The organism is Spirabiliibacterium mucosae (assembly GCF_014884965.1).
GTDB lineage: Bacteria > Pseudomonadota > Gammaproteobacteria > Enterobacterales > Pasteurellaceae > Spirabiliibacterium > Spirabiliibacterium mucosae.
The window spans coordinates 57,448-79,808 of record NZ_JABTBO010000008.1; the positions used below are offsets into that span (position 1 = coordinate 57,448).

30 protein-coding genes and 1 pseudogene are annotated in these 22,361 nt (G+C 43.2%); 3 read left to right on the forward strand and 28 right to left on the reverse strand.

All coding sequences use genetic code 11. The annotated features are described in order from the left end of the window. Positions 1 to 74: 74 nt before the first annotated feature. Positions 75 to 824 carry an NYN domain-containing protein gene (locus HPC37_RS04350; protein WP_208121981.1) on the forward strand — a complete coding sequence of 250 codons (750 nt, stop codon included), beginning with the start codon at positions 75 to 77 and terminating at the stop codon, positions 822 to 824. Here the strand turns inward: HPC37_RS04350 and HPC37_RS04355 are convergent. Then, positions 768 to 1,484, reverse strand: a complete 717-nt coding sequence (locus HPC37_RS04355) for a phage minor tail protein L (RefSeq protein ID WP_208121982.1) — start codon at positions 1,482 to 1,484, stop codon at positions 768 to 770. The genes HPC37_RS04350 and HPC37_RS04355 overlap by 57 nt on opposite strands. Before the next feature lie 103 nt (positions 1,485 to 1,587). Between HPC37_RS04355 and HPC37_RS04360 the strand changes: the two genes are divergently transcribed. Next, the gene (locus HPC37_RS04360; protein WP_208121983.1) at positions 1,588 to 1,746 is read left to right on the forward strand and encodes a hypothetical protein; all 159 of its coding nucleotides are present in this window, start codon (positions 1,588 to 1,590) and stop codon (positions 1,744 to 1,746) included. 13 nt (positions 1,747 to 1,759) lie between these two features. On the opposite strand, the gene HPC37_RS04365 is transcribed toward HPC37_RS04360, so the two are convergent. From HPC37_RS04365 to HPC37_RS04475, 24 genes and pseudogenes are all read right to left on the reverse strand, one after another. Continuing rightward, complete coding sequence (locus HPC37_RS04365) at positions 1,760 to 2,557, reverse strand: BRO-N domain-containing protein (RefSeq protein WP_208121984.1); 798 nt, start codon at positions 2,555 to 2,557, stop codon at positions 1,760 to 1,762. Positions 2,558 to 2,874: 317 nt separating this feature from the next. Beyond that, positions 2,875 to 3,336, reverse strand: a complete 462-nt coding sequence (locus tag HPC37_RS04370) for a type I restriction enzyme HsdR N-terminal domain-containing protein (protein ID WP_235961395.1) — start codon at positions 3,334 to 3,336, stop codon at positions 2,875 to 2,877. 74 nt (positions 3,337 to 3,410) lie between these two features. Then, positions 3,411 to 3,683, reverse strand: coding sequence for a hypothetical protein (locus HPC37_RS04375; RefSeq protein WP_208121985.1), 273 nt, complete (start codon positions 3,681 to 3,683; stop codon positions 3,411 to 3,413). A gap of 17 nt (positions 3,684 to 3,700) precedes the next feature. After that, a complete protein-coding gene (locus tag HPC37_RS04380; RefSeq protein WP_208121986.1) occupies positions 3,701 to 4,855 on the reverse strand; it encodes an ATP-binding protein in 1,155 nt (384 codons plus the stop codon). Between the two features lie 135 nt (positions 4,856 to 4,990). After that, entirely contained in the window at positions 4,991 to 5,317 is a 327-nt protein-coding gene (locus tag HPC37_RS04385; RefSeq protein ID WP_208121987.1) for a phage tail protein, read from the reverse strand. Positions 5,318 to 5,371: 54 nt separating this feature from the next. Further along, positions 5,372 to 5,611 (reverse strand): hypothetical protein, encoded by a 240-nt coding sequence (locus HPC37_RS04390; RefSeq protein ID WP_208121988.1) that lies wholly within the window; start codon positions 5,609 to 5,611, stop codon positions 5,372 to 5,374. A gap of 11 nt (positions 5,612 to 5,622) precedes the next feature. Beyond that, a complete protein-coding gene (locus HPC37_RS04395; protein ID WP_235961397.1) occupies positions 5,623 to 6,540 on the reverse strand; it encodes a phage tail tape measure protein in 918 nt (305 codons plus the stop codon). Positions 6,541 to 6,610: 70 nt separating this feature from the next. Continuing rightward, positions 6,611 to 8,758 carry a tape measure protein gene (locus HPC37_RS04400; protein WP_208121989.1) on the reverse strand — a complete coding sequence of 716 codons (2,148 nt, stop codon included), beginning with the start codon at positions 8,756 to 8,758 and terminating at the stop codon, positions 6,611 to 6,613. A gap of 64 nt (positions 8,759 to 8,822) precedes the next feature. Next, the gene (locus tag HPC37_RS04405) at positions 8,823 to 9,068 is read right to left on the reverse strand and encodes a hypothetical protein (RefSeq protein ID WP_208121990.1); all 246 of its coding nucleotides are present in this window, start codon (positions 9,066 to 9,068) and stop codon (positions 8,823 to 8,825) included. 82 nt (positions 9,069 to 9,150) lie between these two features. After that, positions 9,151 to 9,840: a DUF4035 domain-containing protein gene (locus HPC37_RS11235; RefSeq protein ID WP_427915955.1), complete on the reverse strand. Its 690-nt coding sequence runs from the start codon at positions 9,838 to 9,840 to the stop codon at positions 9,151 to 9,153. 61 nt (positions 9,841 to 9,901) lie between these two features. Then, complete coding sequence (locus tag HPC37_RS04415) at positions 9,902 to 10,552, reverse strand: hypothetical protein (RefSeq protein WP_208122032.1); 651 nt, start codon at positions 10,550 to 10,552, stop codon at positions 9,902 to 9,904. A gap of 9 nt (positions 10,553 to 10,561) precedes the next feature. Next, complete coding sequence (gpU, locus tag HPC37_RS04420; RefSeq protein WP_208121991.1) at positions 10,562 to 10,960, reverse strand: phage tail terminator protein; 399 nt, start codon at positions 10,958 to 10,960, stop codon at positions 10,562 to 10,564. A gap of 7 nt (positions 10,961 to 10,967) precedes the next feature. Then, positions 10,968 to 11,498 (reverse strand): phage tail protein, encoded by a 531-nt coding sequence (locus HPC37_RS04425; protein WP_208121992.1) that lies wholly within the window; start codon positions 11,496 to 11,498, stop codon positions 10,968 to 10,970. Positions 11,499 to 11,500: 2 nt separating this feature from the next. Then, positions 11,501 to 11,749, reverse strand: a complete 249-nt coding sequence (locus tag HPC37_RS04430; protein WP_235961401.1) for a phage tail protein — start codon at positions 11,747 to 11,749, stop codon at positions 11,501 to 11,503. Between the two features lie 49 nt (positions 11,750 to 11,798). Further along, a complete protein-coding gene (locus HPC37_RS04435; RefSeq protein ID WP_208121994.1) occupies positions 11,799 to 12,122 on the reverse strand; it encodes a DUF2190 family protein in 324 nt (107 codons plus the stop codon). A 506-nt stretch (positions 12,123 to 12,628) separates the two neighbouring features. Beyond that, positions 12,629 to 14,581 carry a ClpP-like prohead protease/major capsid protein fusion protein gene (locus HPC37_RS04440; RefSeq protein WP_208122033.1) on the reverse strand — a complete coding sequence of 651 codons (1,953 nt, stop codon included), beginning with the start codon at positions 14,579 to 14,581 and terminating at the stop codon, positions 12,629 to 12,631. Further along, the gene (locus tag HPC37_RS04445; protein WP_208121995.1) at positions 14,574 to 16,064 is read right to left on the reverse strand and encodes a phage portal protein; all 1,491 of its coding nucleotides are present in this window, start codon (positions 16,062 to 16,064) and stop codon (positions 14,574 to 14,576) included. The genes HPC37_RS04440 and HPC37_RS04445 overlap by 8 nt, the downstream gene beginning before the upstream one ends. Beyond that, complete coding sequence (locus HPC37_RS04450) at positions 16,061 to 16,288, reverse strand: hypothetical protein (protein WP_208121996.1); 228 nt, start codon at positions 16,286 to 16,288, stop codon at positions 16,061 to 16,063. Before HPC37_RS04450 ends, HPC37_RS04445 begins: the two co-directional genes overlap by 4 nt. Then, entirely contained in the window at positions 16,285 to 18,393 is a 2,109-nt protein-coding gene (locus HPC37_RS04455; RefSeq protein WP_208121997.1) for a phage terminase large subunit family protein, read from the reverse strand. Before HPC37_RS04455 ends, HPC37_RS04450 begins: the two co-directional genes overlap by 4 nt. Continuing rightward, positions 18,393 to 18,862, reverse strand: a pseudogene (locus HPC37_RS04460) (DUF1441 family protein). The gene HPC37_RS04455 and the pseudogene HPC37_RS04460 overlap by 1 nt, the downstream one beginning before the upstream one ends. A 261-nt stretch (positions 18,863 to 19,123) precedes the next feature. Next, positions 19,124 to 19,411: an Rz1-like lysis system protein LysC gene (gene lysC, locus HPC37_RS11240; RefSeq protein ID WP_427915956.1), complete on the reverse strand. Its 288-nt coding sequence runs from the start codon at positions 19,409 to 19,411 to the stop codon at positions 19,124 to 19,126. Further along, positions 19,317 to 19,664, reverse strand: coding sequence for a DUF2570 family protein (locus HPC37_RS04465; protein ID WP_208121998.1), 348 nt, complete (start codon positions 19,662 to 19,664; stop codon positions 19,317 to 19,319). The genes lysC and HPC37_RS04465 overlap by 95 nt, the downstream gene beginning before the upstream one ends. Further along, positions 19,646 to 20,173, reverse strand: coding sequence for a lysozyme (locus HPC37_RS04470; RefSeq protein WP_208121999.1), 528 nt, complete (start codon positions 20,171 to 20,173; stop codon positions 19,646 to 19,648). The genes HPC37_RS04465 and HPC37_RS04470 overlap by 19 nt, the downstream gene beginning before the upstream one ends. Then, positions 20,170 to 20,385 (reverse strand): HP1 family phage holin, encoded by a 216-nt coding sequence (locus HPC37_RS04475; protein ID WP_208122000.1) that lies wholly within the window; start codon positions 20,383 to 20,385, stop codon positions 20,170 to 20,172. Before HPC37_RS04475 ends, HPC37_RS04470 begins: the two co-directional genes overlap by 4 nt. Positions 20,386 to 20,496: 111 nt before the next feature. On the opposite strand from HPC37_RS04475, the gene HPC37_RS04480 reads away from it, so the two are divergent. Then, the gene (locus HPC37_RS04480) at positions 20,497 to 20,970 is read left to right on the forward strand and encodes a hypothetical protein (protein WP_208122001.1); all 474 of its coding nucleotides are present in this window, start codon (positions 20,497 to 20,499) and stop codon (positions 20,968 to 20,970) included. On the opposite strand, the gene HPC37_RS04485 is transcribed toward HPC37_RS04480, so the two are convergent. The 3 genes from HPC37_RS04485 to HPC37_RS04495 form a co-directional block, all read right to left on the reverse strand. Beyond that, a complete protein-coding gene (locus HPC37_RS04485; protein WP_208122002.1) occupies positions 20,963 to 21,196 on the reverse strand; it encodes a hypothetical protein in 234 nt (77 codons plus the stop codon). The two genes, HPC37_RS04480 and HPC37_RS04485, sit on opposite strands and share 8 nt — an antisense overlap. A gap of 190 nt (positions 21,197 to 21,386) precedes the next feature. Further along, the gene (locus tag HPC37_RS04490; RefSeq protein ID WP_208122003.1) at positions 21,387 to 21,764 is read right to left on the reverse strand and encodes a hypothetical protein; all 378 of its coding nucleotides are present in this window, start codon (positions 21,762 to 21,764) and stop codon (positions 21,387 to 21,389) included. Then, the gene (locus HPC37_RS04495; protein ID WP_208122004.1) at positions 21,764 to 22,360 is read right to left on the reverse strand and encodes a recombination protein NinG; all 597 of its coding nucleotides are present in this window, start codon (positions 22,358 to 22,360) and stop codon (positions 21,764 to 21,766) included. The genes HPC37_RS04490 and HPC37_RS04495 overlap by 1 nt, the downstream gene beginning before the upstream one ends. Between the last annotated feature and the right edge of the window lies 1 nt (position 22,361).

Here is a 22,361-nt window from a genome sequence, read left to right on the forward strand (position 1 = left end):
AAGCCATTATCAACCATCCCGATGATGTGCCGAACCTCAGGGTTTTTTTCTATGTAGTGTCTAGGGCTAACACAATGGCAACAGCAATTCTTATTGACGGCGCCTATTTCATTAAGCGGATTCGTCACTTTGAACCAGATAATTACTATAATGCAGAACGTATAGCAGACATGGTTGTTCGCTGTGCGATGCTTCATTTAAAGGAAAAAAATAGCCATCGGAAATTGCAGTTATATCGTATTTTTTTCTATGACTGCCCGCCGTTAGAAAAGAAAATGCACTATCCTATATCTAAAAGGTCAACCGACTTTTCCAAATCTAATGAAGCTGTGTTTCGATTAGAACTCCACCAAAGATTGCTTAAAAAGCGCAAACTGGCTCTACGTTTAGGCGATCTGTCAAAAGAAGCCGAATGGGTAATAAAACCAGCGATTGTTCAACAAATTCTTAAGGGCGCTCGGGATCTCGCTCAATCACCGCTTACTGATGACGATGTTATTATTAATACTCGCCAAAAGGGTGTAGATATGAGAATAGGCATCGATATAACCACTCTCTCGTTAAAGAAACAGGTAGACCAAATAGTTCTAATCGCTGGGGATTCAGACTTTGTCCCCGCAGCAAAACTTGCTAGACGAGAAGGCGTAGATTTTATTCTGGACCCTATTAGACAGAACATTCCCTCTCAATTAAATGAACATATTGATGGGCTGCGTAGCACATACATACCTAAGAAAGACAAAAAACTGGAGAATAAAAATAAGACACTACCCCAATCTATTAATGCTCGGGAATCCGCCAAAGTTAGCAGTGTTGTTGCGTAACCTGCACCCTGTTGAGCAGTGGCTGCACATGTCCTTTTTCGGGTCATCGGTCGGCTGGTCTTTCTCGTCCGCCACTGGGCCACCGGTATAACCGCACTCGACACCTCGATAAATCCAAGGGCAAGTGTCAGCAGTCATCACACGAGCTGGCAGCAATATGTTATCTGTTTCCGTCGGTAGCGATAACGTAAATGTGGCTGTTTCTGCCTTGAGTGATGTGAGTTGCTCAATTAGATAAATGCTAACCAACTCCTGCGTAGGGTCAGCGCGCTTGTTACCGCCATGGAAGTTTACTGCATCAAGGTAGTGCATATAGACTTGGCGACGGCGCACTATTGCGCCTATACCCTCATCAAATTGGCTAGCAATGCCAGTGATTAACCCGAATAAATTAGCGAGTGTTAAGGTTGGCCGATTACTTGGCCCTTGCCCTGAAAGCTCAAATCCAGTGACTTGGATAGGATAAGGCTGGTACTCCTCACCTTTCCAAATAATCGGCTTTCTTAACTCGTTTGTACCGTTATAGAATCGGTAAATCTCGCCCTGCTTGCCCTTTGAGTTAAACAGTCCGCGCATATCAATTTCGTATAAATCCAATAGCGCATTCTGCTCAATCTTGGATAGCTCGAGTTTGTATTCTGTTGATATGGTTTGTGGCATGAATTTTCCTTTTTTGCGATCACGATCGTGCAATCACTCAAACACTAGATACAAAAAAGCCCCCATTTGGTAGGCTCACATCGAACCAACCAAAGGAGGCTTTATGACTTTTAAACAATACTTATTTGCTACTTTGCCAGGTAATCTCCCTAACGAAGTATGGCATGCAATAACTACCCATCAGCTAGACCGGTGCAGTGAAGCTGAAAGGCAGTTTGTTGAAGAGTTAATCAGGGATTACTATGTCAAATATCCCATGTAACTAGGTTATCTGCCTACACATATGTAGGCTTTTCAAGTTTATTTGGCTTATTTTTATCTACAAGCTCACGAAAGAAAGGCAGTGAGCTTTTTATGTAGCGTTCACAAACATTATAGTTAAACTGTAAACTTCTTAGCTGACGCGTTTCTACGAGTTTGAAGATTCGTAACGTATGGTATACCGATTCGTTCAACCGAGTTATGGCAAGCCACATATTGATAAGGTGTTTTTCTTGGTCAGGCGTTAGCAATACCTGTTTAGGTTCTGACTTATCAATCAACTCACCTTCGAGGATAATTTTGTGGCAGTAGGCAACCGCTTTTGGCAAATCATCTTTGTCTATGTCCTCAATGCTTTCTACGTTCATGTATTGATGAACGAGATTGTAAGCATCGGAGTAGATCAAGCCTTTCTTGCTCACTAGCATATTGACAGCATTGCGTAGGCCAGTGCGATCATCTACGGTAGTTTGTGTTTTTTCGTATTTGCCTGTTTTGCGAATTTGAGGTAGCACTTCATTAAATACCCAGTTTTGAAACTCTACCGCTTCGGCTTTGCGTGATTTAAAAATGATCCGATATAAGTTTGGCTCATTAATGAATGTCAGCTCTTGTTTCCCGCCGTTTGTAAGGGTGTAGATACTATCTACTCCCTTTGGGTCCAGAACTTTAGCTGCAAGATCTCGCGAGTTTTTAATGCCAAACACATCGCATACATCCTTCAAGCAAAAGTGCGGTTGTTCATTAATTAATTCGGCACGAACGATATTAGATTTAAAGTTGAAGGTTTGAAGTTGGGTCTGATTAGTCATGATGACTTTCCTCTGTTAGTTATTTCGATTATCCACCTGTTTCGACATTAGGTGGTCGGGAGGTTCGAAAGCCCACTAACAGAAAGGCTGGAGTTATTCCCCTTTCGGGTATTGTATTCCTCACCCTCCCGACATTGAGAGATTTTTGCCCTACAATTCTTTTGGAAAGAAAGGAGTTATGAATTTCAGGCATAAAAAAACCGCTATGCTATCGGGTGCGGGTCGCCGCTGTCAGTTAAGGTTTCGACACCTTGAAGTTAAATATAGAAGAGTTAGGGCGACTTGTCAACAAAAAGCCTGCTTTGGCAGGCTTATGCTTATTTCTCAAATGTACTTGGTAAGTATTTTGAGTGCTTCTCTTTTAAATATTCTCTAGCAGTCTCTTTTGTTGCATCAAAGTCCAACTGCCGCTTAAAGAAGTTAATTCTTGTTTTTGCATTATTTAACACTTCAGCCCACTTCATAATATAAATTTTTAAATTCAGCCTCTCTAGGTCCTGTATCAACCCCCTGACTTTGTTATTCTGAGAAGCTTCATTTTCAGCATAACTATTAAATTCATTTGATACTGCAATAAATGTCCATGATGTCTTTTGTTTATCAAATCGATCTTCTTCAGCTATAGCATATGCATATTTTTTAATTTGGGTGATAACCTCATCGTCTATTTTCTGAGATGGCCTCTTCAGTTCAACAATCAGATAATCAGTATAGCCTTCTCTAGGTGATCTTGCTTTATGGAATAATAAGTCCACACGGCCTTTTTTCCCATCTGACATCAATACTGGCTTTGCTATATCAGCATCTTTATCATAATAATCTAGTTTCTCTCTATGCTTCTCTAATATTTCATTTAGATAGTTTTCACTTCCCGAGAATTGAAAATCCTCAGAAAAAACCCAAGTTTCCTTTCTAAAATCTTATGTAGCTGGTCTCGTTCCAGAAGAGCTTTCTTGTTGTTTCTATCAAAAAGCAGTTCTTCTAGACCTCTTATTAAATTTAATCTATCAGCAACAACTTTAGATGCCTTAATAATGGATGAAAGAGTTGTGTTATCAAGTAACCTACTTAGCGTTTCTCTATCCTCTCCACTTAAATTTAAAACTTCTGTTAGAATCTTTTCCATTGACTCAGGATTGTCTTTTAAAGCCTGAGAAATGAGCTTAAATGTAAGTTGTTTGTTTCTATATCGCTAGTTTTGAACTTAGGCAAGTTATCCTCAACCTGAGTCGCAACAATATCAAACACCTGACGCTCAGCGATTTCAATATCTGTTATCGCTTTTGAAGTATCGTATGGATATATCCCCTCGTCTATCCAGTTCTGGAGTCTTTTAGCATCATCTTCAGCTTTTTTCTTTCTGAAATATTCATTCAGTTTATCAATAGAATGGTCGATTAATTCCTTGCCTTTATCATCTAAGTCTATTATTCCCATTCCATTAGCAATATTAAGTTCATTAATGATCTGGCTTGCAAGATAAACAGAGTATGTATAGCCAGCACGTCTAATACGTTGCTGAACATTGTGCTCACATAAGCAAGAAAAATCATCTTTACATAAGAAAAAGTCAGACTCTCCCTTAGTCTTCCATATAATCAGCTTTATCTTACCAAGGTCACCATCAAGCATGATTGTGTCATCAAGTTCAATTAGTACAGACGGATCAATCTTTTCTCCATTAACTCTAATTTCTACCTGCGAATATTGATACAGATAACCTGCAAAGATGTGGGTTAGCCTATTTATCAATTTTTCTTTTGATAAGGAATCAACCTTGCTCTCAATGTTCTCAATGGTAACTAAAGTCCCCGTTTTCACCCCTGAAACTGGACTCTCATCAGTGATATCAACGGAGTCCAAGGAGTCCTTATTAGAAGTAATGCTAAATTTCTTTAAAGACTTGCCTTCCTTGTAAGTAGACTCCCATGTAATTTTTTGTCCTAAGGCAAATCCTTTAAAACGACCTTCACCTTTTTGTCCGTGAAGCCCCCTCCCCTGTGCACTTTTAGGGGAGTTTTGCTTCCATGAGCCGCCCAATGTTCCGAAAGAGTCATGGGCCAACTGGTGCTCTATCCCAACCCCATCATCTTTGATGGTGATTTTGTCTATACCTTCTAAATCATTTTTATAAATATGAATATCAATAACGTTGGCATCTGCATCCAAGCTATTCCATATCAATTCAGACACCCCTTCATATACTGAGGTGTTAGCTAACCGTTGCAAATGGTCTATCTTCGTTTGAATGTTTATCTGCATATCTAGGAGATTCTTGTGCTCAAAAATGATGCTCATATTATATTCCATTTTATTTTAGATAGGTATGCCGCTATGGATGAATTTGTGACTTGACTCATATTCCAGGCAATAAAAAACCCCGACTAGCGGGGTTGATAGCTAAAGGTAGTTTGTTAAATAGCTAACTTGGAACTACATCACCTCTTCAAACTCACAGTTAAATTCTGTATGTGTTCTACCCATACTAGCGGTCCACTTGGTGCAAACAACTTTCACCGCTTTGCCCAAAAATGGATCGTTATACAAAAACGCCTCAACCCCCGCGCAATCAGAAAAAAAGCGGTCGACTTGAAACCGCTCTTCATTTTTGACCTTTACAACTACGGGATAAGATCGCAAAAGATTGTTTATGCCCTTGCGTTGACGTTGTTGATAGCCGTCACCGAATTGCACCTTATTAACACGAGGCTCACTGTTTATTGTGAGTGATGGTCTTACACAGAAAGGGAATGTTTTCATAATTACTCCAAAAAAATGCCAGCTAGTTAAGCTGGCATCTCTAGGGTTATATAGTTATTTAATGTCACAAGATTGCTTGATGACGCTTATGAAGTCATTCATATCATCCTGGAGCTTCTTTGCTAACCCACTAGAGTCTTTGAACTCTAACTCTTTACATCTTTCGTTAATTCCGCCCATGACGTTTTCCAAACTTTTCCCTAAAACTTCTCTCTGCTCTTTAGTTAAAACAGCTAAAAGTGCAGTGAGAATGCTTCTGTTGTTTGTCGAAACAATAAAATTGTTTATATCCATTATTTCCTCCTTTATTTGAATGCTCCGCCACTCCTAAAATCATTTATTTGATTTTTTCTGTAGCGTTCATCCGCTATTCTATCCATTTGCTTTATTAACTCAACAGTGATTTCTAACTGTCCATCTTTCTCTTTCGATGTGACCTGTCCTGTCGCTGGCTCTCCGTTATTAATAACGTTTACCTTTATATCACCACGACTGGCGACTGACCGTATTTTCGGTATATTAGGAATTGCCACCCCACCACCATTCGCAAAACTTCGACCGTAGTTCAAGCTATTGAGATAATCCAGTCCTAGCCGTGCGGTCGCCTCTTTGGTAAAGACATATTCCCCCTTATGCACTACGCCAGCGGGGGTATATTTACCACCATGCCCCGTATAGCCACCGGTGGCATAACTTCCCATGAAGGACATATCAAAACCCATTGCTTTGCCACCAGCTTTTATGGCCTCAAATATCATCATCTTGATAATCATACGCTGAATATCTTTGATGATTGAGGTCGCAAAATCCCTAAAATCCGCTTTCCCCGTCATCACAAAATCAGTAAGCGCATCAGTCATTCCATTAATGGCGTTCGAGGTGATGTTTTCAACGTTGCCCATAACGTCGGTAACGCTATCACCAAAATCATGCAATCCTTTAGTTAATCCATTCAATGGATCTGATTTGTCTGCATTTGCAAGCCACTTACTCCACTCTTCTTTTTGAATCGCTTGGTTAGCTTGTGTATCGGTTAGACGCCCCAGAGAATGTAGATTTTGAATCTCACTAACATTCTCTTGATACTTACGATTAGCGGCTAATTTGGCATCGTATTTTTCTGCCAATGCCCATCGCTCTTTATTAAACCTCTCTTCAATTTGAAGTTTCGCTTCGGCTGACTCTTGCGCATTAACTACACCTTTTTGCTCAAACTCTTTCAACTTGGCAAAGGTGCGCTGATAATCTAACTCAATCTCGGTGAGAGAGTCTGCATTACTACGCTTTATCTCATCAAAAAAGGTAAGCCAGTTTTTCTTGGATCGTGCTTACTTCCTTTTGACGATTTTCCTTTTTCGAATGAATGTCAGCCTCAAGACTTCGTTGATAAGCCCGGCTCAACTGCTCAATATCGTAATCAGAATAACCTTTTTTATTTGCTTGCTCTTTTAGGTTAGCCTTATAATCTTCAACGCGGTATTTAATGCGATCTGCATCAGTCTTAGCACCATTTATTTTGGCTTGACGGTTTAACCGTTCAACTTCTTTTGCTGCACCAGCTGACAAGGAGAATTGATTTAACCCATTCATGCCTATTACCGCACTTACAGCAGCACCTGCTAGTTGAAGCGTTGCAGCAGTTAATGCTTTGATATTTGGCGTCAATTCCAACACATTGCTGTTCACATCAAGGATTTTTAGCGCAAATTCTTGTAGCTCTGGCGAAAGATTGGTAACCGCAGTACTCGCTCCACCTAATGCATTGAGCAAATCCCGCTGAACAATATTCGCATGCTCTTGTGTTAATGTGTTCAGTTTTTTCTGCGATTCCTTTAGCTTATCCTGAGCTTGTTTTACATCTTTGTACGCCTGCGCCTCTTTCGCTTTTGCTTCACGAATTTCAGCTGAGGATTTTGGAACAATGCTAGAAACGCCATAGAAAGCATCAACAATTACATCCGAAGTTTCTGCTGCTGCGCGTTTTGCTTTTTCATATTCCGCAGTGAGTTTTTTAAGCTCTTCTTCCTGCACTCGAATAGATTCTGTAAGTAATGTGGCGTTCGCATCAGCCTCTTGAGTGGTCATTTTAGCTAACGCATCTGCTGTAACATCAATCGAATCAGCTAATTCTAACGTTTTGCGCTTCGCCTCTTCTGAAGACTGAATAAACTCATAAATCGCAGATATAGCAAATCCTGCCCCTATTGCCAGCGCACCCCACGGGCCACCTACCATTGCCAGTGCTTTACCTGCAATACTCGCAGATTTTGTAGCCACCGCAAGGCGTTCGGTAGCTGCTGTTTGTGCATTGATTAACGCAGTTTCGCGAGCAGTTTGTGCTTGTAATTCAGTTGAAAGCAATACCCTTGCTTGCTCGGTTTTAGCGAGGTTCATCTGTACAGTTAGGTTAGCAATGTAGGCTTGAGTTGCCTTTAACTCTGTTGCAATCTTACCTTGTTCAGCCTTAATACTACCTACTAATGCACCGGCTCTTTGCCGTTCAGCTGCGGCAGAAGCTAATGTGGCGTGGATATATTGTACGAGTTTAACACCACCAAGTGCGCCACCAACACCGACGACTAACGGAATAATATGCTCTAAATTGCGAGCAAGAAGATCGATACCGCTTGCCAATCCCCGTGCGGCATTTAGGCTATCACTGGTTTCACCCACCCATTTTGTTGTAGCTGTCTTCAAGTTTTCAAAAGCAGCGGAAACCGTCAATACACGAGTTGAGAAATCTTTATCTACACTGGCTTTGGCTTTCTCAAGTGCTGGGATAATCACGTCCATTGTGAGATTGCCAGCGTTGGCCATGTTGCGCAGTTCACCTGTTGTTACACCTAATCCACGTGCAATTGCCATCGCAAGCCCTGGTGTTTGTTCCATTACGGAGTTAAACTCTTGCCCACGAAATACACCACTGGCTAATGACTGCCCGAATTGCATTAACGCTGCTTGTGCTGATGCTGCACTTGCACCTGAAACCGCCACCGCTTTAGATACCGTTTCAGTAAGGCTTGCCACCTGTGATTGACTAATGCCTAATGTTTTAGCGTTTTGTGCAAATCGCTGATAAACTTCAGCAGTCGCATTCACAGCCTGATTGGTGCGTGTTGAAATAGCAAACACTGATTCCATCGCCCTCGCACTTTCAACCGACGAGGAGCTTACCAAGCGTATACGGTTGCCAATTTCAGTGTAAGCGTCTGCATATTGAACTAATGCTTTCACACCTGTGGTTGCAATGCCAGCAAAAAAGCCCTTCCTTGCCCACTTATTTGTGCTGTTTAACGAGTTGGCCGCATTTTCTATATTTTTTAAATAGCCCTGCGTTCTATCCGCAAATCGCCTCATGTTATGCTCTGCCTTAACTAGCCCATTTTGAAACTCTGTACTATTCAAGCCAAGCTTGATCGCCAAATCGCCTAATGACGCCATAAAATTGCTCCCATAAAAAAAGGCTGCGCAGATGCACAGCCTTATATCAACACGATGTAATGCTTTATTTTTCCCACCATTTATGGCGAACTGTCTCTTTTTCCAATTTCCATTTTGAATAAAAATGTGCCCCTAATAGCCAAAACATCACCAAAAGCACAGGGGTGGACACTACTAGGCCCTTTATAACTGGGTAATTAATAGGCACCATCGCTCCCAGTGCGAGCCCTGACAAGGCCAAAAGAAAGATGGCAACCATAACCCCAAATACCCTTAAACTAAGGAGAAATCCTAAAAAGATGTATTCCATATCCCACCTCGCATTGATATTGATATTTATATTTCTACTCTATCAAAACGCGGTCAAAACTCAAGAGAAATCGGTGGGCACACTATCTGTTAGCCAAGAAATCCTCGCTACCATCATCATGCTCATCATCAACTACGCTTTGCTCTTGAAAAAACGGCATAAAGTCGGATAACTTCGATCTACCTTTTTTAGGATCTGAATTAACCATTGCCAATAAGTGTGTAATTTGTGCAGTACGATAATCTTCGCGCCATAGCCCGAAAGGTTGTTCTTGGTAAAACGCTTGGTATTCAAGAAAGTGACTTTCGGGCATATTCTCAATCTCTTCTAGCGTTTTTCCCAACGCTAATGAGAGTGTTATTTGGAATTTTCGGCGCTCGGTAAGTTTTTTTTCAGCATTCTCGCTCAGGACTTTATTAATTGCGCCCATTACTGAGCCGTCTAGCGAGCGGATTTGATCCAAATCGTTCTGATTCTCTGGGTCAAACAATCGGTTCCCTTGTTCATCACATAGCCGCTGTGCGATAGACCGCGCTAATTTATATGGGTCATAAACGTTGCGTAACTGCATAGTTAACGCTAGTTCATCTTCCATATCCAATTCAATCCCCTGAACTTGCGCGATTTTAATCAACTCTGCGCGCTGACCGTAAAGTTCTTTATTTGCCTCACCTACGCTCAGCTCACGCAAAAAGTATTGCTCACCTTGGATTTCCACTGGCGTTAATTTAGGCTTAATCATCAATAGCGTTTCACGTGTACCTTGTTTCATGTTTTTGTCCTTACAAAAATAGAAAACGGCCCATTAGAGCCGTTTATAGTCAAAATATAATTTAAGCTGGCAATAAGTAATCCCGTTTGGATTGCTTAATCGTAACGCCACTTTCAAACTTACCTTTCACTTCACCACTGATATTCGCTCCCGTTTGGATAAACCCTGTGCCGTAAAGTGAACCCTGGTCGTTTTTAAATACAATCAAATAAGGGAAGGTTTCTTTGCCATAGAATTTTTTGCGTAAATCTGATTGCATCTCGGTAGCTGGCACAAAGAAGAAAGTCAGTTTTAACGAACCAAATTCAATATCACCTGGTTCGGTTTCTGTGCCTTCACTGCACATTGTGGTAACGTCCTCCTCACTCAAGGTGTCACCGTCTTTTTCAATGTTTTTCACCGCACAGAAGTTACCAGACCAGATTACTCGACGTGCTTTGGCATCCGTAAATACTGTTGGGCGGTCTTGTTCCGACCAGTCAACTTCATCTGCTAGTGTAATGACATTTGTCTTAACATCTTTAACAGGGTAATAGCCATCTAAAGCCCCCAGCCCTGAAATTAAAATCAGATCGCCTTTCTTATAGCCACTATCCGCAATCGTAATTTTAGCATTTGGGGTCACCTCACAGGCTGTAATGCTTTTTTCAGCCTCTACCCCTTTGCCTAAATAAAGTTTTGTGCCTTGAAAAGGCGTTGTTTTTGCCATGATATTAACTCCTTAATAATGAATTTGATATTGCAGGCTCGCAATTAACCAAGTACGCTTTTGAGCATCTTGATCATATTGGTAACCCATTAAATACATCTCATTTAAACAATTTAATTGCTCCTGTTCGAATGCATGGTCCAAATGGTTGGCAATTTTCTCCGCCAGCTCATCAAGTGGTGCTTCGCCAACCGATGAGCGCTGATAAATCACTACGCTTAAAACTGCTTGCCATTCACTGTCACACAGACTTTCCTCACTGGCTTGCGCTTCATCAATGATGACTGCAATTGTCAGCGGTGTGTTGTCAAGGTCGATAAACGGCGGTCGCCCTGCGAAAACTTGCCCATCAATGCCAAGCGTTTCAAGTTGTTGTGCAACCTGCTCACGGATTTTTTTGTGTATTAACATTGTCGCCTCATACTTTAAATACCGATGATAGTCGGCTTTCTAACTCACGTTTTACATCTTCAGGGTAGGTTGCTAACGCCTTACGATAAGCATTTTTCAGCTTGTCGCGCAGTGGAATTTTGACCACATCAATGGAATAGCGCGCACGCCCTGCACGTTGCATAATATGCGTGCGGCCATTCTTTAATGTTTGAACAAACCCGCGTTTAACAGCAAACTTGCCTACCATGATGCCACCTTGCCCCACCCAAACGCGGTTACGCTTGCTTTCCAGTACGCGGATCAGCGGCATAGGTTTGAGATTAACCCGCATTTGCGCTGTTAAACGGCTTGCGGTAGCACGCTCGCCTTTGCGTTGACGTGTCCGCCCACGCAATGTTTTCACGTTCACACCGAGGTCTTTCGCCACCGTTTTTGTCGCCTCTTGCTTGGCTTTTTTCGCCAAGGTGTTGATTGACTTGGCGGCGGCTTTATTGACCTTTGTGGTCATGGTTTTCATATTTCGTTGAATTTGACGCAAGTCTTGTTCAATGCTCATAACTACTCCAAATGCAGAATAATGAGTTGGTCTTGATATTCCACCACTTTAACGACAAATTGCTTATCACCCTGTGTGGCTAAGTGCCCCACCTGTGGGCGATAACCACTCGCTTTGAACAGTGTCAGCGTGCGCTTTGTACCGTTTACGCGGTATTCTTCGTGGTATTGTACGATCCCCTCGAACAAGTGAGGGGATTCATCAAACACCGCAGGGTATTCCTCGCCACCAATCTGCCAAGGCGACATCATAGTGTCCGATATAACAACGTCCGCATGTGCTAACGCTTCATCAAATGGGCTAGGCATTGATTTTTACATCAACCGTTGTAGATGATGTCCCCGAAGCAGCCCAAGCAATACCAAGTCGTTTATTGCTGGCTTGTGTTTTAGTTGCACCATCAGTGTCAGACCAATAAAGCACATCACCTTGTTTGATATCATCAGACTGTTTGGCTTTAACATTCCAAACACCATGTACAATACCTGTACCAATAGCCTTGTTGTCTACGTCGGTTACTGCAATTGCGATCAAATCATTTAGCACAACGACATCACCACTTTTTACCGCTTTGGTGGCGGTGAAATCAATTGTTTGACCATCTTGAATATAATTTTTAGCCATAATTAGCTCCTTATTTTGAATTACCACCAGCGGATAGCATTAATAAACGCCGCTGCTGAAAAGATAAAAGCGATAAGCAAAATCCCCCACATAAAGCGGTTGATGTTTTTTGATTTATCCATCATCGATAACATTTTGCGAATCTCCTTTGCTATGTTAAAATTCACTTAATTCGTTTCCTCTTTGTATGGAAAAGTTGGAAATGAAAAACCCCAGTCACTGCAAATAACTGGGGTTTCTCGTTTTTGAGAATTAACCACCCTAAATAAACACTTTTAGAAAGAAAGACAATCCAATTAAAAGGATTCCGACAGCCGCAATGATTGCGGATAAGGCGTAACGTTTGCCTACAATACCTGCGTCAATCTCGTTCATTTTTCCCTCTACCTTTACTTGATGTTTTGGGTTATACTTGATCACAATTATTTAATCCTTCTATATCAAGGTTTAAATAAGAAAACCCCAACTATTAACGGTAGCTGGGGTTTTCTCGTTTGTGGCTGTTGTTACTGATTAGTAACTCGTACAATGCCTCGGTGATCGAGTACATTCACGCCTGCATCAATGCGCACTTTGGTGGTTACACCATCCACAGTGAAGCCTGTTTGTTGGTCAATGAACGGGGTTTCCACGCCATTCAAATAGCTCACCTCAATAGCCTCTTTGTTGATCAAGTACCAAATCTTCTCGTTCGCTGCTTGTAAGCGTTGAGATTTCACAACCGGTACTACATCACGCAATGGGTTGATGATGCCAGAGTTAATATCAGCACCCTCTACAGAGCTTGACCCGATAACTTGTTTTGCTTTGGTGTAAAGCGATGTCGGAGCCAACATTAAATCAGGCTCGATGGCCAATTGTTTACCATCAAAGGATTTTTGCGCATTCATCAACTGGATTGCTTTGTCGATGGTGGTAATATCAATGTGTCCGTTTGTTACGGTATTTTTGTGATCTGACGCATACAACTTCTTGCCGTCGTATGCCATAGTTGGGTCGCCAGTTAATTGTGCAAATACCAAATCAGCAATGGTTGCGCGTGCAGCTTGGCCTAACTTATAAGGCACTTGGGTGAGCATATGCATGTCGTCATTGATAATTAATTGACGGGTTAGGCTGAATAGACCACCGTAGGTCGCCAGCGATACGTGCGTACCGGTATCACCAAGGGTCACATAGGTGTATTCGGCTCCTTCACGCACCTGTGGCAAGGTATCAAAGCCACCTAAGCCCACACGATAGGCAGGTCGGAAGTCGGTGAGCGAGCCTTTGTGAGTCCATTGCTCAAAATTCTCTGTACTTTCTGCCCAACCCTTCAATACAGATTTGTGCGCAACATCAATCAAGATTTGGCCAAAATCACTTGTGGAATGAGTAAACGCCAAGCCGACCATTTGCATTGGGTTAAGCGTAGAGATACCAACACCCCGGTCAGCCAATGACGCACGCGCTAATTCACGCAATGTCATGTTGTTGTAGGCATTGCCCTGCTCTGCGGTTTCAAAGCCTGCACGAGCCAACAAAGAGGCTTTCACACTGTCACCAACGATGTTACCGTTTGACACATACACCGCTGTTGAAACACTTGGAGTTGTACCTTTGCCTAATTCGGCAAGGAGTTTGTCTTTTGCTTGCTCTGCTGTCATTGAAATGTCCCCTAGACATTCGATTTGAAGTGAATCATATTTACCGTTGAATGGCGCAAACACTGCTTTGATGCTCTCGACACGTTGTTTTTGCGCTGCAAGTACGTCGCCTGTTTTTTTAGCTTCTGGAGCTTTTACAGTTTCCGCTTTTGCTTGTGGTTTTTCGGCCGGAGTTTCAACAGTAACCGCTGTCGGTTGCTCCGTTACCTTATCTTTCATATCTTTAGGCATATTTTTATATTCCTCTAGTTTCTTAGATTTAAGTGAAGCCATCACCGACATTGGTTCGGCTAATTGATCTGCAAATCCATGCTCAACACATTCGCGTGCTGTGAGCCATGTTTCTGCACTTAGCATCTCTGCTAATTCTTCGGCGCTTTTGCCAGTTTTGCTGACATAAGCTGTAGTAAGTGTATTTTCCACGGTGTCCAACAAATCGGCATATTTACGTAAGTCGTTGGCATCGCCACCTTGAATGCCCCACGGTTTGTGGATCATCATCATTGTGTTTTCTGGCATGATGACCGTATCACCCGCCATCGCAATAACACTGGCCATAGATGCAGCAAGACCGTCAATGTAGACGGTCTTTTTCGCTGAATGATTTTTTAACAGGTTGTATATCGCCATCCCATCAAATACATCGCCGCCAGGTGAGTGAATATGCAAATCAATGTTCTGCACCTCCCCCAGTGCCTTTAAATCGTCTCTGAATTCCTTGGCTGTTACTCCCCAATCACCAATCTCATCGTAAAGCGTAATCTCTGCACTGGCATTTGCCTTTGCATTAATGCGATACCATGTTTTATTCATTGTCTTTTTCTGACTGTTCGAGTTTTTGCTCACTTGAAACTCCTTGCGTATTAGTTAAATCAGTATCGAACTTCAGCCCGAGCTTGCGGTTTTCTTCCACTTCTGCTGCACGCCGGCGTTTAATTTCGGCTGGATTGTTGCCACTGGCACGAATGGCTTCACTCTCCGTTGATAGTCCGCCAATAATACGCTTGCGCCATGCCTCTGCCTCTTTGACGGGGTCAATCCACGGCATCACTGGGCCTGAGTAAACCGCATTAAATAGGGTGTCTTGATCAAGCTCGCGAGGCACCTTAATTTCGCCGCTAACAATCGCTATGCGCAGCCACTCACGATACATCGGGCGTGTAATGCGAGCCACAAAGCAATCCTGAAGCACCGCATATCCCTCAAAACTCTCGACCAATTCTTGGCGTTGAGATGAATATGTGCCGTTGTAATCCCTGGCAATACTGGAATAACTCGAGCGTGTACCCGCTGCAATGGTGCGCAATTGACCATTGCGAAAGCTCTCAAGCCCTGTGTTTGGACGATTAGAGTTCACCAGCCCAATATCTTCACCGGGTTTTAAGTCATCAATGACCGTGCCAGGTGCGATAGAAAATTCACGCTTTTCTTTCTCAATAAGTGCATCATCATAGAATTGCGGATCGCCTTTCTTGATGTACATTGTCATGGCTGCTGCAATACGTGCAGCCACTCGCTCTGATTCCTCATAATCTTTTAAATCAGATAAGCGAACAATGACACCGTGTAACATACTCACGCCACGTAGTTGGTGTAACCGCTTAGTGAACGCCAAATGCAACATATTCTCCGCATCAACACGTTTAACTTTGCTTTGCAATGCATTTGATTCTTGTGGGTTGTGCAAATAGACCTGATAACCCGTCGGACGACGCCAGGCATTGAGATAAATCCCCTGAACCAGTGTATCGCCCTCGTTCGTCATCGGAATAAAGTCAGGCTCTAATGCTTCCACCGCAAACGGAATTGAGGTGGCGTAATCAAGCCCCACAACTTTCCCCTTCACCAACTGCACAAAAACTTCTCCATCACGCAACCATGTGCGAAGTAACATGCGCTCTAATTGCGGTTTGGTGAATCGTCCTGTTACGTCTGGCGATACGGCCCATTCTGCCCATTTGGCGCGAATCTCTTTCGCCAATTTTTCATGCACACTGCCTTGTCTGTCTAGCGGTTGCGGCTCAACATATATACCTTTCGAGCCAATAATTCGCTCTTCCATTTTGTCGAGAATGCCAATCACAAGATCATGATTTTGGTCTAAAGCGCGAGCCTGTTCTCGCAATGACTGACTGCTTTGTTGAACAGATGTATTCGCTCCCATAGATTCACGTGTCGCTTTATGGATTCGTGATGGCATCGCCGCTTCGTAGGCATTAAACATATATCTACTCTTGCTGCGGCTGGCCGCCCACCCTGGCGAAATAGCCTTAATTGTTCTTTCTACGAAATTCATTCAAACCTCGCCAATTTGTATTGCGGCATGCCACGGGTGCGCAACAGGGCATTTTGCAACTCATTGATGCGCCCTTGCCAAAAATTCATACCTTTGCGGATTTCTGACAGCGATTCATAACTCACCGTGCGGCCATTGAATGACACTGTTTTGCCCTTGAGTACGGCAATTTCAGCGTTGCGATAATGCTCTAGCATTTCTTTTGCGCGATCTAATTCACTCATAACCATCCCTTTTTACTTGCTCCAAGCCAGTCATTGACCGGCTTAGGTTGTGATTGTTTCTGCGCTGTAACACGTTCTGGCACAATTGGGGGTTGTGTTTCACTTTGGCTTCCCTCACGGACAATGTCAGGGTTAATATCGGCTAATTTTGCCCACGATGGCACCATCTTTTCATCATCCCAACGAATGCGTTCGTACCCTCTTAAAATGGCCACCGCATGGCAATAACAAAACAAGTCAAAGGCCTCATTGTTTCCCTTACCAGGCTTACGCCATTTACCATCTGCGCCACGCTCTTCATAGGTCAATTCCTCAAAAAACCATTCGCCGAGCCATTTAGGGAAGTGGATATAGTTAGCCCCCTCCGTTGGTCGATTAAGCGCGTTGTGAATGCGATCTTTGAGTTGATCTGTTTGCAATAAATACAACGGCACATCGCCCCGTGCAGCGGCGTGACGGTCGCTACGATGAGTGTTATTTGGGTAGGTTTTTGTGATCAGCTTTTGCCGCTTTGTACTATCACCTTTAACCAAATACACCCGCTTGCCGTAGCCATCTCGCCGACACTGACGCCAAAACTTATAGGCGTTGTCGGTTACTCCGTCCTCGCCGCCGCTATCCACTGCCATTGCCAGAATGGGCATGTAACGATGCTCATAGTCTGCGAGTCGATAACGTTTCTCTAGGACATCTGAGATAAGCAAGTCCCAGTCTTCGGAGTAGGAAGAAGGATCGATGGGTAAACATTCCCCGTCTTGAGTGCTACGTAATGAATATTTGATGTTGTATCGGTCGATTACCCATCGCTCCCCATTCTCGCCATAGCCCACGATTTGCACCACAAAGCGACGATTTTTGCCGCCTTGTACGTCCACCGCAGCCACTAAAAAGCGGCAACCTGCTGGCACCGTGCGCTTATCAACCTCCTCACGCCGTGCCATCAGCTCATCACTACCTCGTTGATCAAGTGCAGCGCGCGGTAAATACGGTAATCCCCAGTCGGTATTAATCACCGCTTTGAGCGTTTCTTCGCTGCCTGTCATCTCGTATTCGTGTTCGGCAGAGAGTAATTTATAGGTTAACTGCGCCCATGTCTGATACGCCGCAGCTGGTCCTTCAAGCCAAAATGACGCAATGCGAGATTGCCGAGCTTCACCATGAAGGTTGTCGTCTTTATCAAGGTATTGCCCTTCTTTTAGCCAACGGCCTGTGATATTCAATTCACGCTTTTGATGCGGCTCAATCAATGCTTGGCAATGAGGACACTGTAATCGTGCATTTTCACTAGCCTTAACGAAGTCGTTATCGGCGCGAAACCCCACCATATTAGCCATAGACGGTTCAAACCATTCTCCGCAGTGAGGGCACTTCCAATAAAAGCGACGGCGGTCACCACGGTTATAAAGGCTTAAAATGCCTGTCGTTGGCGGTGCTTCATGCGTTGTTTTTGGATGGTGCTTGATGTCGACAATGTCTTTCCCCGGTGAACTCTCTACTAAGGTCATGCCAGCCGACATAAATGTTGTCGTCCGCTTCGAGGCTAAGGAAAATCCATCACCTTCGCCGTCCACATCTTCTGGCCAACGGTCGTAATCGGTCAGCGCAACATACTTGTAATCCGATGATGACAACACATTAATTGATGGCCAACCGATTTTGAGCAAGTTTCCTGCGCGGAAGTATTTGTCGTGGACGTTGTTATCATTCTTACGCGGGCTTAATCGCTTGGCAATTTCAGGCGAACAACGAAAAGTGCGGTCAAGCCGTTTGCGACTATGCTCACTGGCCTTTTCTTGTGTCAGTTGTACCAGTAGAAAGTCCGAGGGGTCACAGATGATTGAATAAGTGATCCAACCATCAATCAATCCAATTGTTTTACCTGTCCGCGCTGGGCCGACAAATATCACCGCATCATATTCACGCGAGGCAAGGCAATCCATTGGCTCAAGGATGTAAGCAGCCGTATTTTTATCCCATTTAACTGAGTTACCCCCACCAACTGGTACGCGCATATATTCCGCTACAGCCTCTGACACTTTCATTCGGCGAGGTGCTTTTATAAGATTGCCAACATCACGCCGAATATCTTGAGCAGATGCAAACATTATTCTTCCTCACTCTTTGTTTCTTGAATTGAGAGAGCCATTTGATCGCGCAGGTCATCAATAATTTGCTGCACACGAACAAGCGCGCTTGGCTGCAAACCTGCGTCACGCTCTAAAATATCTGGCAACGTTTCCAAGGATTGAACAATCGCTTTCGCCAATACGCTCATCTCTTGCGCTACTTCATAAGCAGGGATTAATTCACCCGTTTCGCGCTCGTATTTCAACCGCTCATTTTCTGCTTGCCAGAATGCGCGCTTGTCAGAGGGGGAAAGGCTGTCAACATCAGCGGTCATCTTTTGTGCTAATCCCATCTTGATTAAATCCGCGAGGGAATAGAGCTTTTCTTTTGATTACTACCGATTGCGGGAGTCAGTCCCGCCACGCGTTGAGATACCGTCTGACGGTGCATTCCGACTAAATCCGCAATCTGATTAATATTGAGTTTTAACTCATGTAGGTTTTCCATAATTAAACCAACCAGTTGCGTGAAAAATTGAAAAAGTGCTAATTGATGATGATGCCTAGAAGCTCAAAAAACTGCCAAAAACCGCGACTTCCGACCCCGTGGTTTACCCCACCCGTCAGGAGTACCTTTTAGTTTTATTGAACATTTTTGAGCTAGAGTAACAAAATCGAACCAATCTGGAAATCTCTGGAAAATTCTGGAAACTTCCAAATGCCAAATAAAAAAGGCGACCTAATAAAGCCGCCTGTCAAAAGCCTAGCCCTAAGGTAAGCTAGACTCTCGATTCTTTTCGTTATACCAGTCAATCACACCACTTAATCTGCTTGCGCACACTTCTCGCTCATACTGAACCTTGCGAAGATAGGTTATAGCCTCTCCGTAGGTTGTGCCCGTGAAGTCTGTTTGTGTACAAGGAATAAGATATATCTGTGGTGGAAATAAATACTCTACGCGCTCAATTGGTTGTTGTGCGCAGCCGTTTAATAACATCATCAGGCAGGCGACGATGAGCACAATCCTGCGATAGTAACGATTGACGAATAACCTCATTATCAGCCTGTGCTTTCTCAGTGCTTTTACTTTCAATCGCGGTTTGCTTTTCTGTGGCTTCTCGCTCTTGTTTAAGTTGCTCATCTTTACGCTCCAAAGATTGCTGCAATGTTTTTAACTGCTCGGCTTGTTGAATACTTAACGATTGATAGTGAGATAACTTTGTTTTGATGCTTGACACATAAAGTGAGCCAAGCGCCATAATCGCAATAACTGATAGAATCGCTGTGAGTTTTAAATCGAGCTTAAACATAACGCCTTCTCCGCTGAACGTCGCTTAACTAGCCCCGGTAAAACTTTACCGCCTGCATATTTCCATCGCGGGAACTCATTGCACATTGCCTTGATATTGCCTTGTCGGGCATATCTAAATAGCGTGCTTTTCTGCATTGCGCCACAGCCTACGTTGAACGTGATAGAAGTGGCCGCCTCAAATGCGCCTTGTGGTAATAGTCTTCCGTTAGCGTGGAGATTTACACATTCCTCTGCCCGCTTGATGTCCTCTACCCATCTCTTGGCAATCTCTTTGTCAGAGTATCGCTTGTTAGGGTCTATGGGCTCACCCGATGATGCAGTTGAACCAATGCCAACAGTGAGAACATTAGATGGGCAATGATATGGGTCACGTCGACAGCCCTCTGCTTTACCGATCAATTCCAATCCAGGCTCGCGCGTGCGTGTTTCGCCACTGAAATCTGCCAACACCAAGGCTATGATTGAACCGACCACGCAAATAGAGCCCGCTTTTTTCCATGATTTCATTCTATGAGCTTCCCATGTTTATCGCGAATGCCTGCCCTAATTTCTTCTAGCTCCAACATTCTCTTTTTGTAACGGCTCTCTCGCCAGTAGCCACATATTGTGACGATAATACCGATCAAGATCGCCCACTCGCTGATGGTCCACGCACCAAAGAAAGCTGTGATCCAACCATAAACAAGTGATTCAACTGGTGCATCTTTCATTATTTTCATACTCCGCCCCCTTATCACGAGGCAATAAAAAAGCCCAGCATTTCTGCTAGGCTAGTGATTAGTTTCTGCTAGAATGAAGTTGCAACACTAACAAACTAGCAGAGGTTTAAAATGTCTACTATTTCTGCTCTTATCACAGAGCAAGATATATTGAATTGCATCAATCCAAAATATCGTAATTTCTTTGATATTATACCATTTAAGGCAGATCAATCCGTTTACTCTATCTTTGAACCCTTCATCGAAGCCGCAAACATCATCTGCAAGTTTGCAGACATAAACAAAAGAGTGTTTATTCACTTTATTTTTGATGAAGCGCTCGCATTAAAATCAGAGCACTTTACGCTGAATTTTTCGCTTAGGGCTGACGCTTTCCATATTCATTACAATGGAAGCATTTTTTACTATATGAATCGCGTCCAGAAGTTTTCAAAAGAATTTCAGGTTGTAGCCTGCCTAGAGGAGCTAGCCCACGCATTTATGAACATCACTGACGAAACTCTGGTGAAACAAGTCGTATGTTTGATGTACCCCAAGATGAAATACGACCCTGTTACTAATTTTTATTCACAAAAAATCACTTAATAATATAGCTAGGCCAGACCAATGATCTAAGTTTATCTGCGTCTAAATTACTTGCTTCAGTAGAATATTCAGGTTTAATTGAAACTCCATTTAAAGTGCTGTGAGAACAAGAAACGGCACCAATATCTTCATATTTAACTTTCAAATGTTCATGAAGTGCCTTCAGCATATATTCTGGTACTTCTTCGCCATTAACCTTTATTGTATCGCCTAATGTGATTTCCATAGTAATCACCAAATAAAAGCCCCGACCGTTAGATCGAGGCTTTGTTTAATCTTTCGTCATTGATACGCCAAATGGGCGGACCAATAGATACAAAAAAAGCCGATATTTCTATCAGCTTTCTGTATATACTTTAATTTTGATGATTACATAATACGACAATTTTCGTCCGGACGCAAGTATATTTTTTAATCTATGCGTAAAAATATGCTTTGCCTTTCACTATCTTAACGTCCCATCTCCTTTGAGCCATCACTGCGCCATAGATGAAATTTTTTGCCTTTGCTAACTCTTCATAAAAACGAGATTTACCAAGCTCAAAATACTCAAGTAATGATTTTAAATCATAATCTAGCGCATAATACCCAATAATCATCTCGTACCACTCATAGTTTTCACGAATGAGCACCGCAATAGCATTATCGAACAATTCGCGCTCGTCATCGCTCATCATTGGTATGCCGCTAGGTTTAGGCAGTCCACACATACCAATCGCCTTGCCGAGATAATCCATTTCTGGACGTAGCACTGCACCTTTGCCCCATCGTCTTAACTGCACATCAATATCCACTACAACCCCCTCTCACACTTCAACGCTTTAACCTTAGCCTTGTAAACCTTAATCAAGTCTTTAATCTCGTCCACTTCTAGCTTCAATGGCGGGTGATCTTTGCGCTCCAAAAATTCCACACGCTCAACACCGATTTTTCTAATAAGGTTTATCCTGTACTCAACGATATTGCCACTCTTGTGGTTATTACAGGGCTGACACTGCTTGTGGACGTTTTCCTCATTAAAACGCAACTCTGGCGCAGCCCCCACTGACCGATAATGCCCCGCGTGCCACTGCCCTGTGTGAAAACGCCCGCAACTAATGCAAGGCGCATCCGCATCACGCAAGCGGATATATTCATTGAAAACCTTTTGCGCATCTCTCAGCCAATCTGCGCGCGTTTTAAGGCGCATTTTGCGCGCTTGTAGGTGTTCTTTTTCCTGCTTCGCCTTATCCCTCGCCAGTTTCTCACGCTGGCGCTGGCGCATTTTGAGGGCGAATTTTGCGCCGCATTCAGGGCAACACCACCGCACTTTTATGTCGTAGGTTTGAAACTTAGTGCCGCAGATTACGCATTTACGGTTTAGTGGTTTTGTTTTTTTCTGCGTCGTCATT

What these genes read in the sequence shown, in the direction of transcription:
- HPC37_RS04350 (WP_208121981.1), top strand. Translation starts at nt 75, where the DNA reads ATGGCAACAGCAATTCTTATTGACGGCGCCTATTTCATTAAGCGGATT.
- HPC37_RS04355 (WP_208121982.1), bottom strand. Translation starts at nt 1,484, where the DNA reads ATGCCACAAACCATATCAACAGAATACAAACTCGAGCTATCCAAGATT.
- HPC37_RS04360 (WP_208121983.1), top strand. Translation starts at nt 1,588, where the DNA reads ATGACTTTTAAACAATACTTATTTGCTACTTTGCCAGGTAATCTCCCT.
- HPC37_RS04365 (WP_208121984.1), bottom strand. Translation starts at nt 2,557, where the DNA reads ATGACTAATCAGACCCAACTTCAAACCTTCAACTTTAAATCTAATATC.
- HPC37_RS04370 (WP_235961395.1), bottom strand. Translation starts at nt 3,336, where the DNA reads ATGTCAGATGGGAAAAAAGGCCGTGTGGACTTATTATTCCATAAAGCA.
- HPC37_RS04375 (WP_208121985.1), bottom strand. Translation starts at nt 3,683, where the DNA reads ATGGAAAAGATTCTAACAGAAGTTTTAAATTTAAGTGGAGAGGATAGA.
- HPC37_RS04380 (WP_208121986.1), bottom strand. Translation starts at nt 4,855, where the DNA reads ATGAGCATCATTTTTGAGCACAAGAATCTCCTAGATATGCAGATAAAC.
- HPC37_RS04385 (WP_208121987.1), bottom strand. Translation starts at nt 5,317, where the DNA reads ATGAAAACATTCCCTTTCTGTGTAAGACCATCACTCACAATAAACAGT.
- HPC37_RS04390 (WP_208121988.1), bottom strand. Translation starts at nt 5,611, where the DNA reads ATGGATATAAACAATTTTATTGTTTCGACAAACAACAGAAGCATTCTC.
- HPC37_RS04400 (WP_208121989.1), bottom strand. Translation starts at nt 8,758, where the DNA reads ATGGCGTCATTAGGCGATTTGGCGATCAAGCTTGGCTTGAATAGTACA.
- HPC37_RS04405 (WP_208121990.1), bottom strand. Translation starts at nt 9,068, where the DNA reads ATGGAATACATCTTTTTAGGATTTCTCCTTAGTTTAAGGGTATTTGGG.
- HPC37_RS11235 (WP_427915955.1), bottom strand. Translation starts at nt 9,840, where the DNA reads ATGAAACAAGGTACACGTGAAACGCTATTGATGATTAAGCCTAAATTA.
- gpU (WP_208121991.1), bottom strand. Translation starts at nt 10,960, where the DNA reads ATGTTAATACACAAAAAAATCCGTGAGCAGGTTGCACAACAACTTGAA.
- HPC37_RS04425 (WP_208121992.1), bottom strand. Translation starts at nt 11,498, where the DNA reads ATGAGCATTGAACAAGACTTGCGTCAAATTCAACGAAATATGAAAACC.
- HPC37_RS04430 (WP_235961401.1), bottom strand. Translation starts at nt 11,749, where the DNA reads ATGATGTCGCCTTGGCAGATTGGTGGCGAGGAATACCCTGCGGTGTTT.
- HPC37_RS04435 (WP_208121994.1), bottom strand. Translation starts at nt 12,122, where the DNA reads ATGGCTAAAAATTATATTCAAGATGGTCAAACAATTGATTTCACCGCC.
- HPC37_RS04440 (WP_208122033.1), bottom strand. Translation starts at nt 14,581, where the DNA reads ATGAATAAAACATGGTATCGCATTAATGCAAAGGCAAATGCCAGTGCA.
- HPC37_RS04445 (WP_208121995.1), bottom strand. Translation starts at nt 16,064, where the DNA reads ATGAATTTCGTAGAAAGAACAATTAAGGCTATTTCGCCAGGGTGGGCG.
- HPC37_RS04450 (WP_208121996.1), bottom strand. Translation starts at nt 16,288, where the DNA reads ATGAGTGAATTAGATCGCGCAAAAGAAATGCTAGAGCATTATCGCAAC.
- HPC37_RS04455 (WP_208121997.1), bottom strand. Translation starts at nt 18,393, where the DNA reads ATGTTTGCATCTGCTCAAGATATTCGGCGTGATGTTGGCAATCTTATA.
- lysC (WP_427915956.1), bottom strand. Translation starts at nt 19,411, where the DNA reads ATGAGGTTATTCGTCAATCGTTACTATCGCAGGATTGTGCTCATCGTC.
- HPC37_RS04465 (WP_208121998.1), bottom strand. Translation starts at nt 19,664, where the DNA reads ATGTTTAAGCTCGATTTAAAACTCACAGCGATTCTATCAGTTATTGCG.
- HPC37_RS04470 (WP_208121999.1), bottom strand. Translation starts at nt 20,173, where the DNA reads ATGAAATCATGGAAAAAAGCGGGCTCTATTTGCGTGGTCGGTTCAATC.
- HPC37_RS04475 (WP_208122000.1), bottom strand. Translation starts at nt 20,385, where the DNA reads ATGAAAATAATGAAAGATGCACCAGTTGAATCACTTGTTTATGGTTGG.
- HPC37_RS04480 (WP_208122001.1), top strand. Translation starts at nt 20,497, where the DNA reads ATGTCTACTATTTCTGCTCTTATCACAGAGCAAGATATATTGAATTGC.
- HPC37_RS04485 (WP_208122002.1), bottom strand. Translation starts at nt 21,196, where the DNA reads ATGGAAATCACATTAGGCGATACAATAAAGGTTAATGGCGAAGAAGTA.
- HPC37_RS04495 (WP_208122004.1), bottom strand. Translation starts at nt 22,360, where the DNA reads ATGACGACGCAGAAAAAAACAAAACCACTAAACCGTAAATGCGTAATC.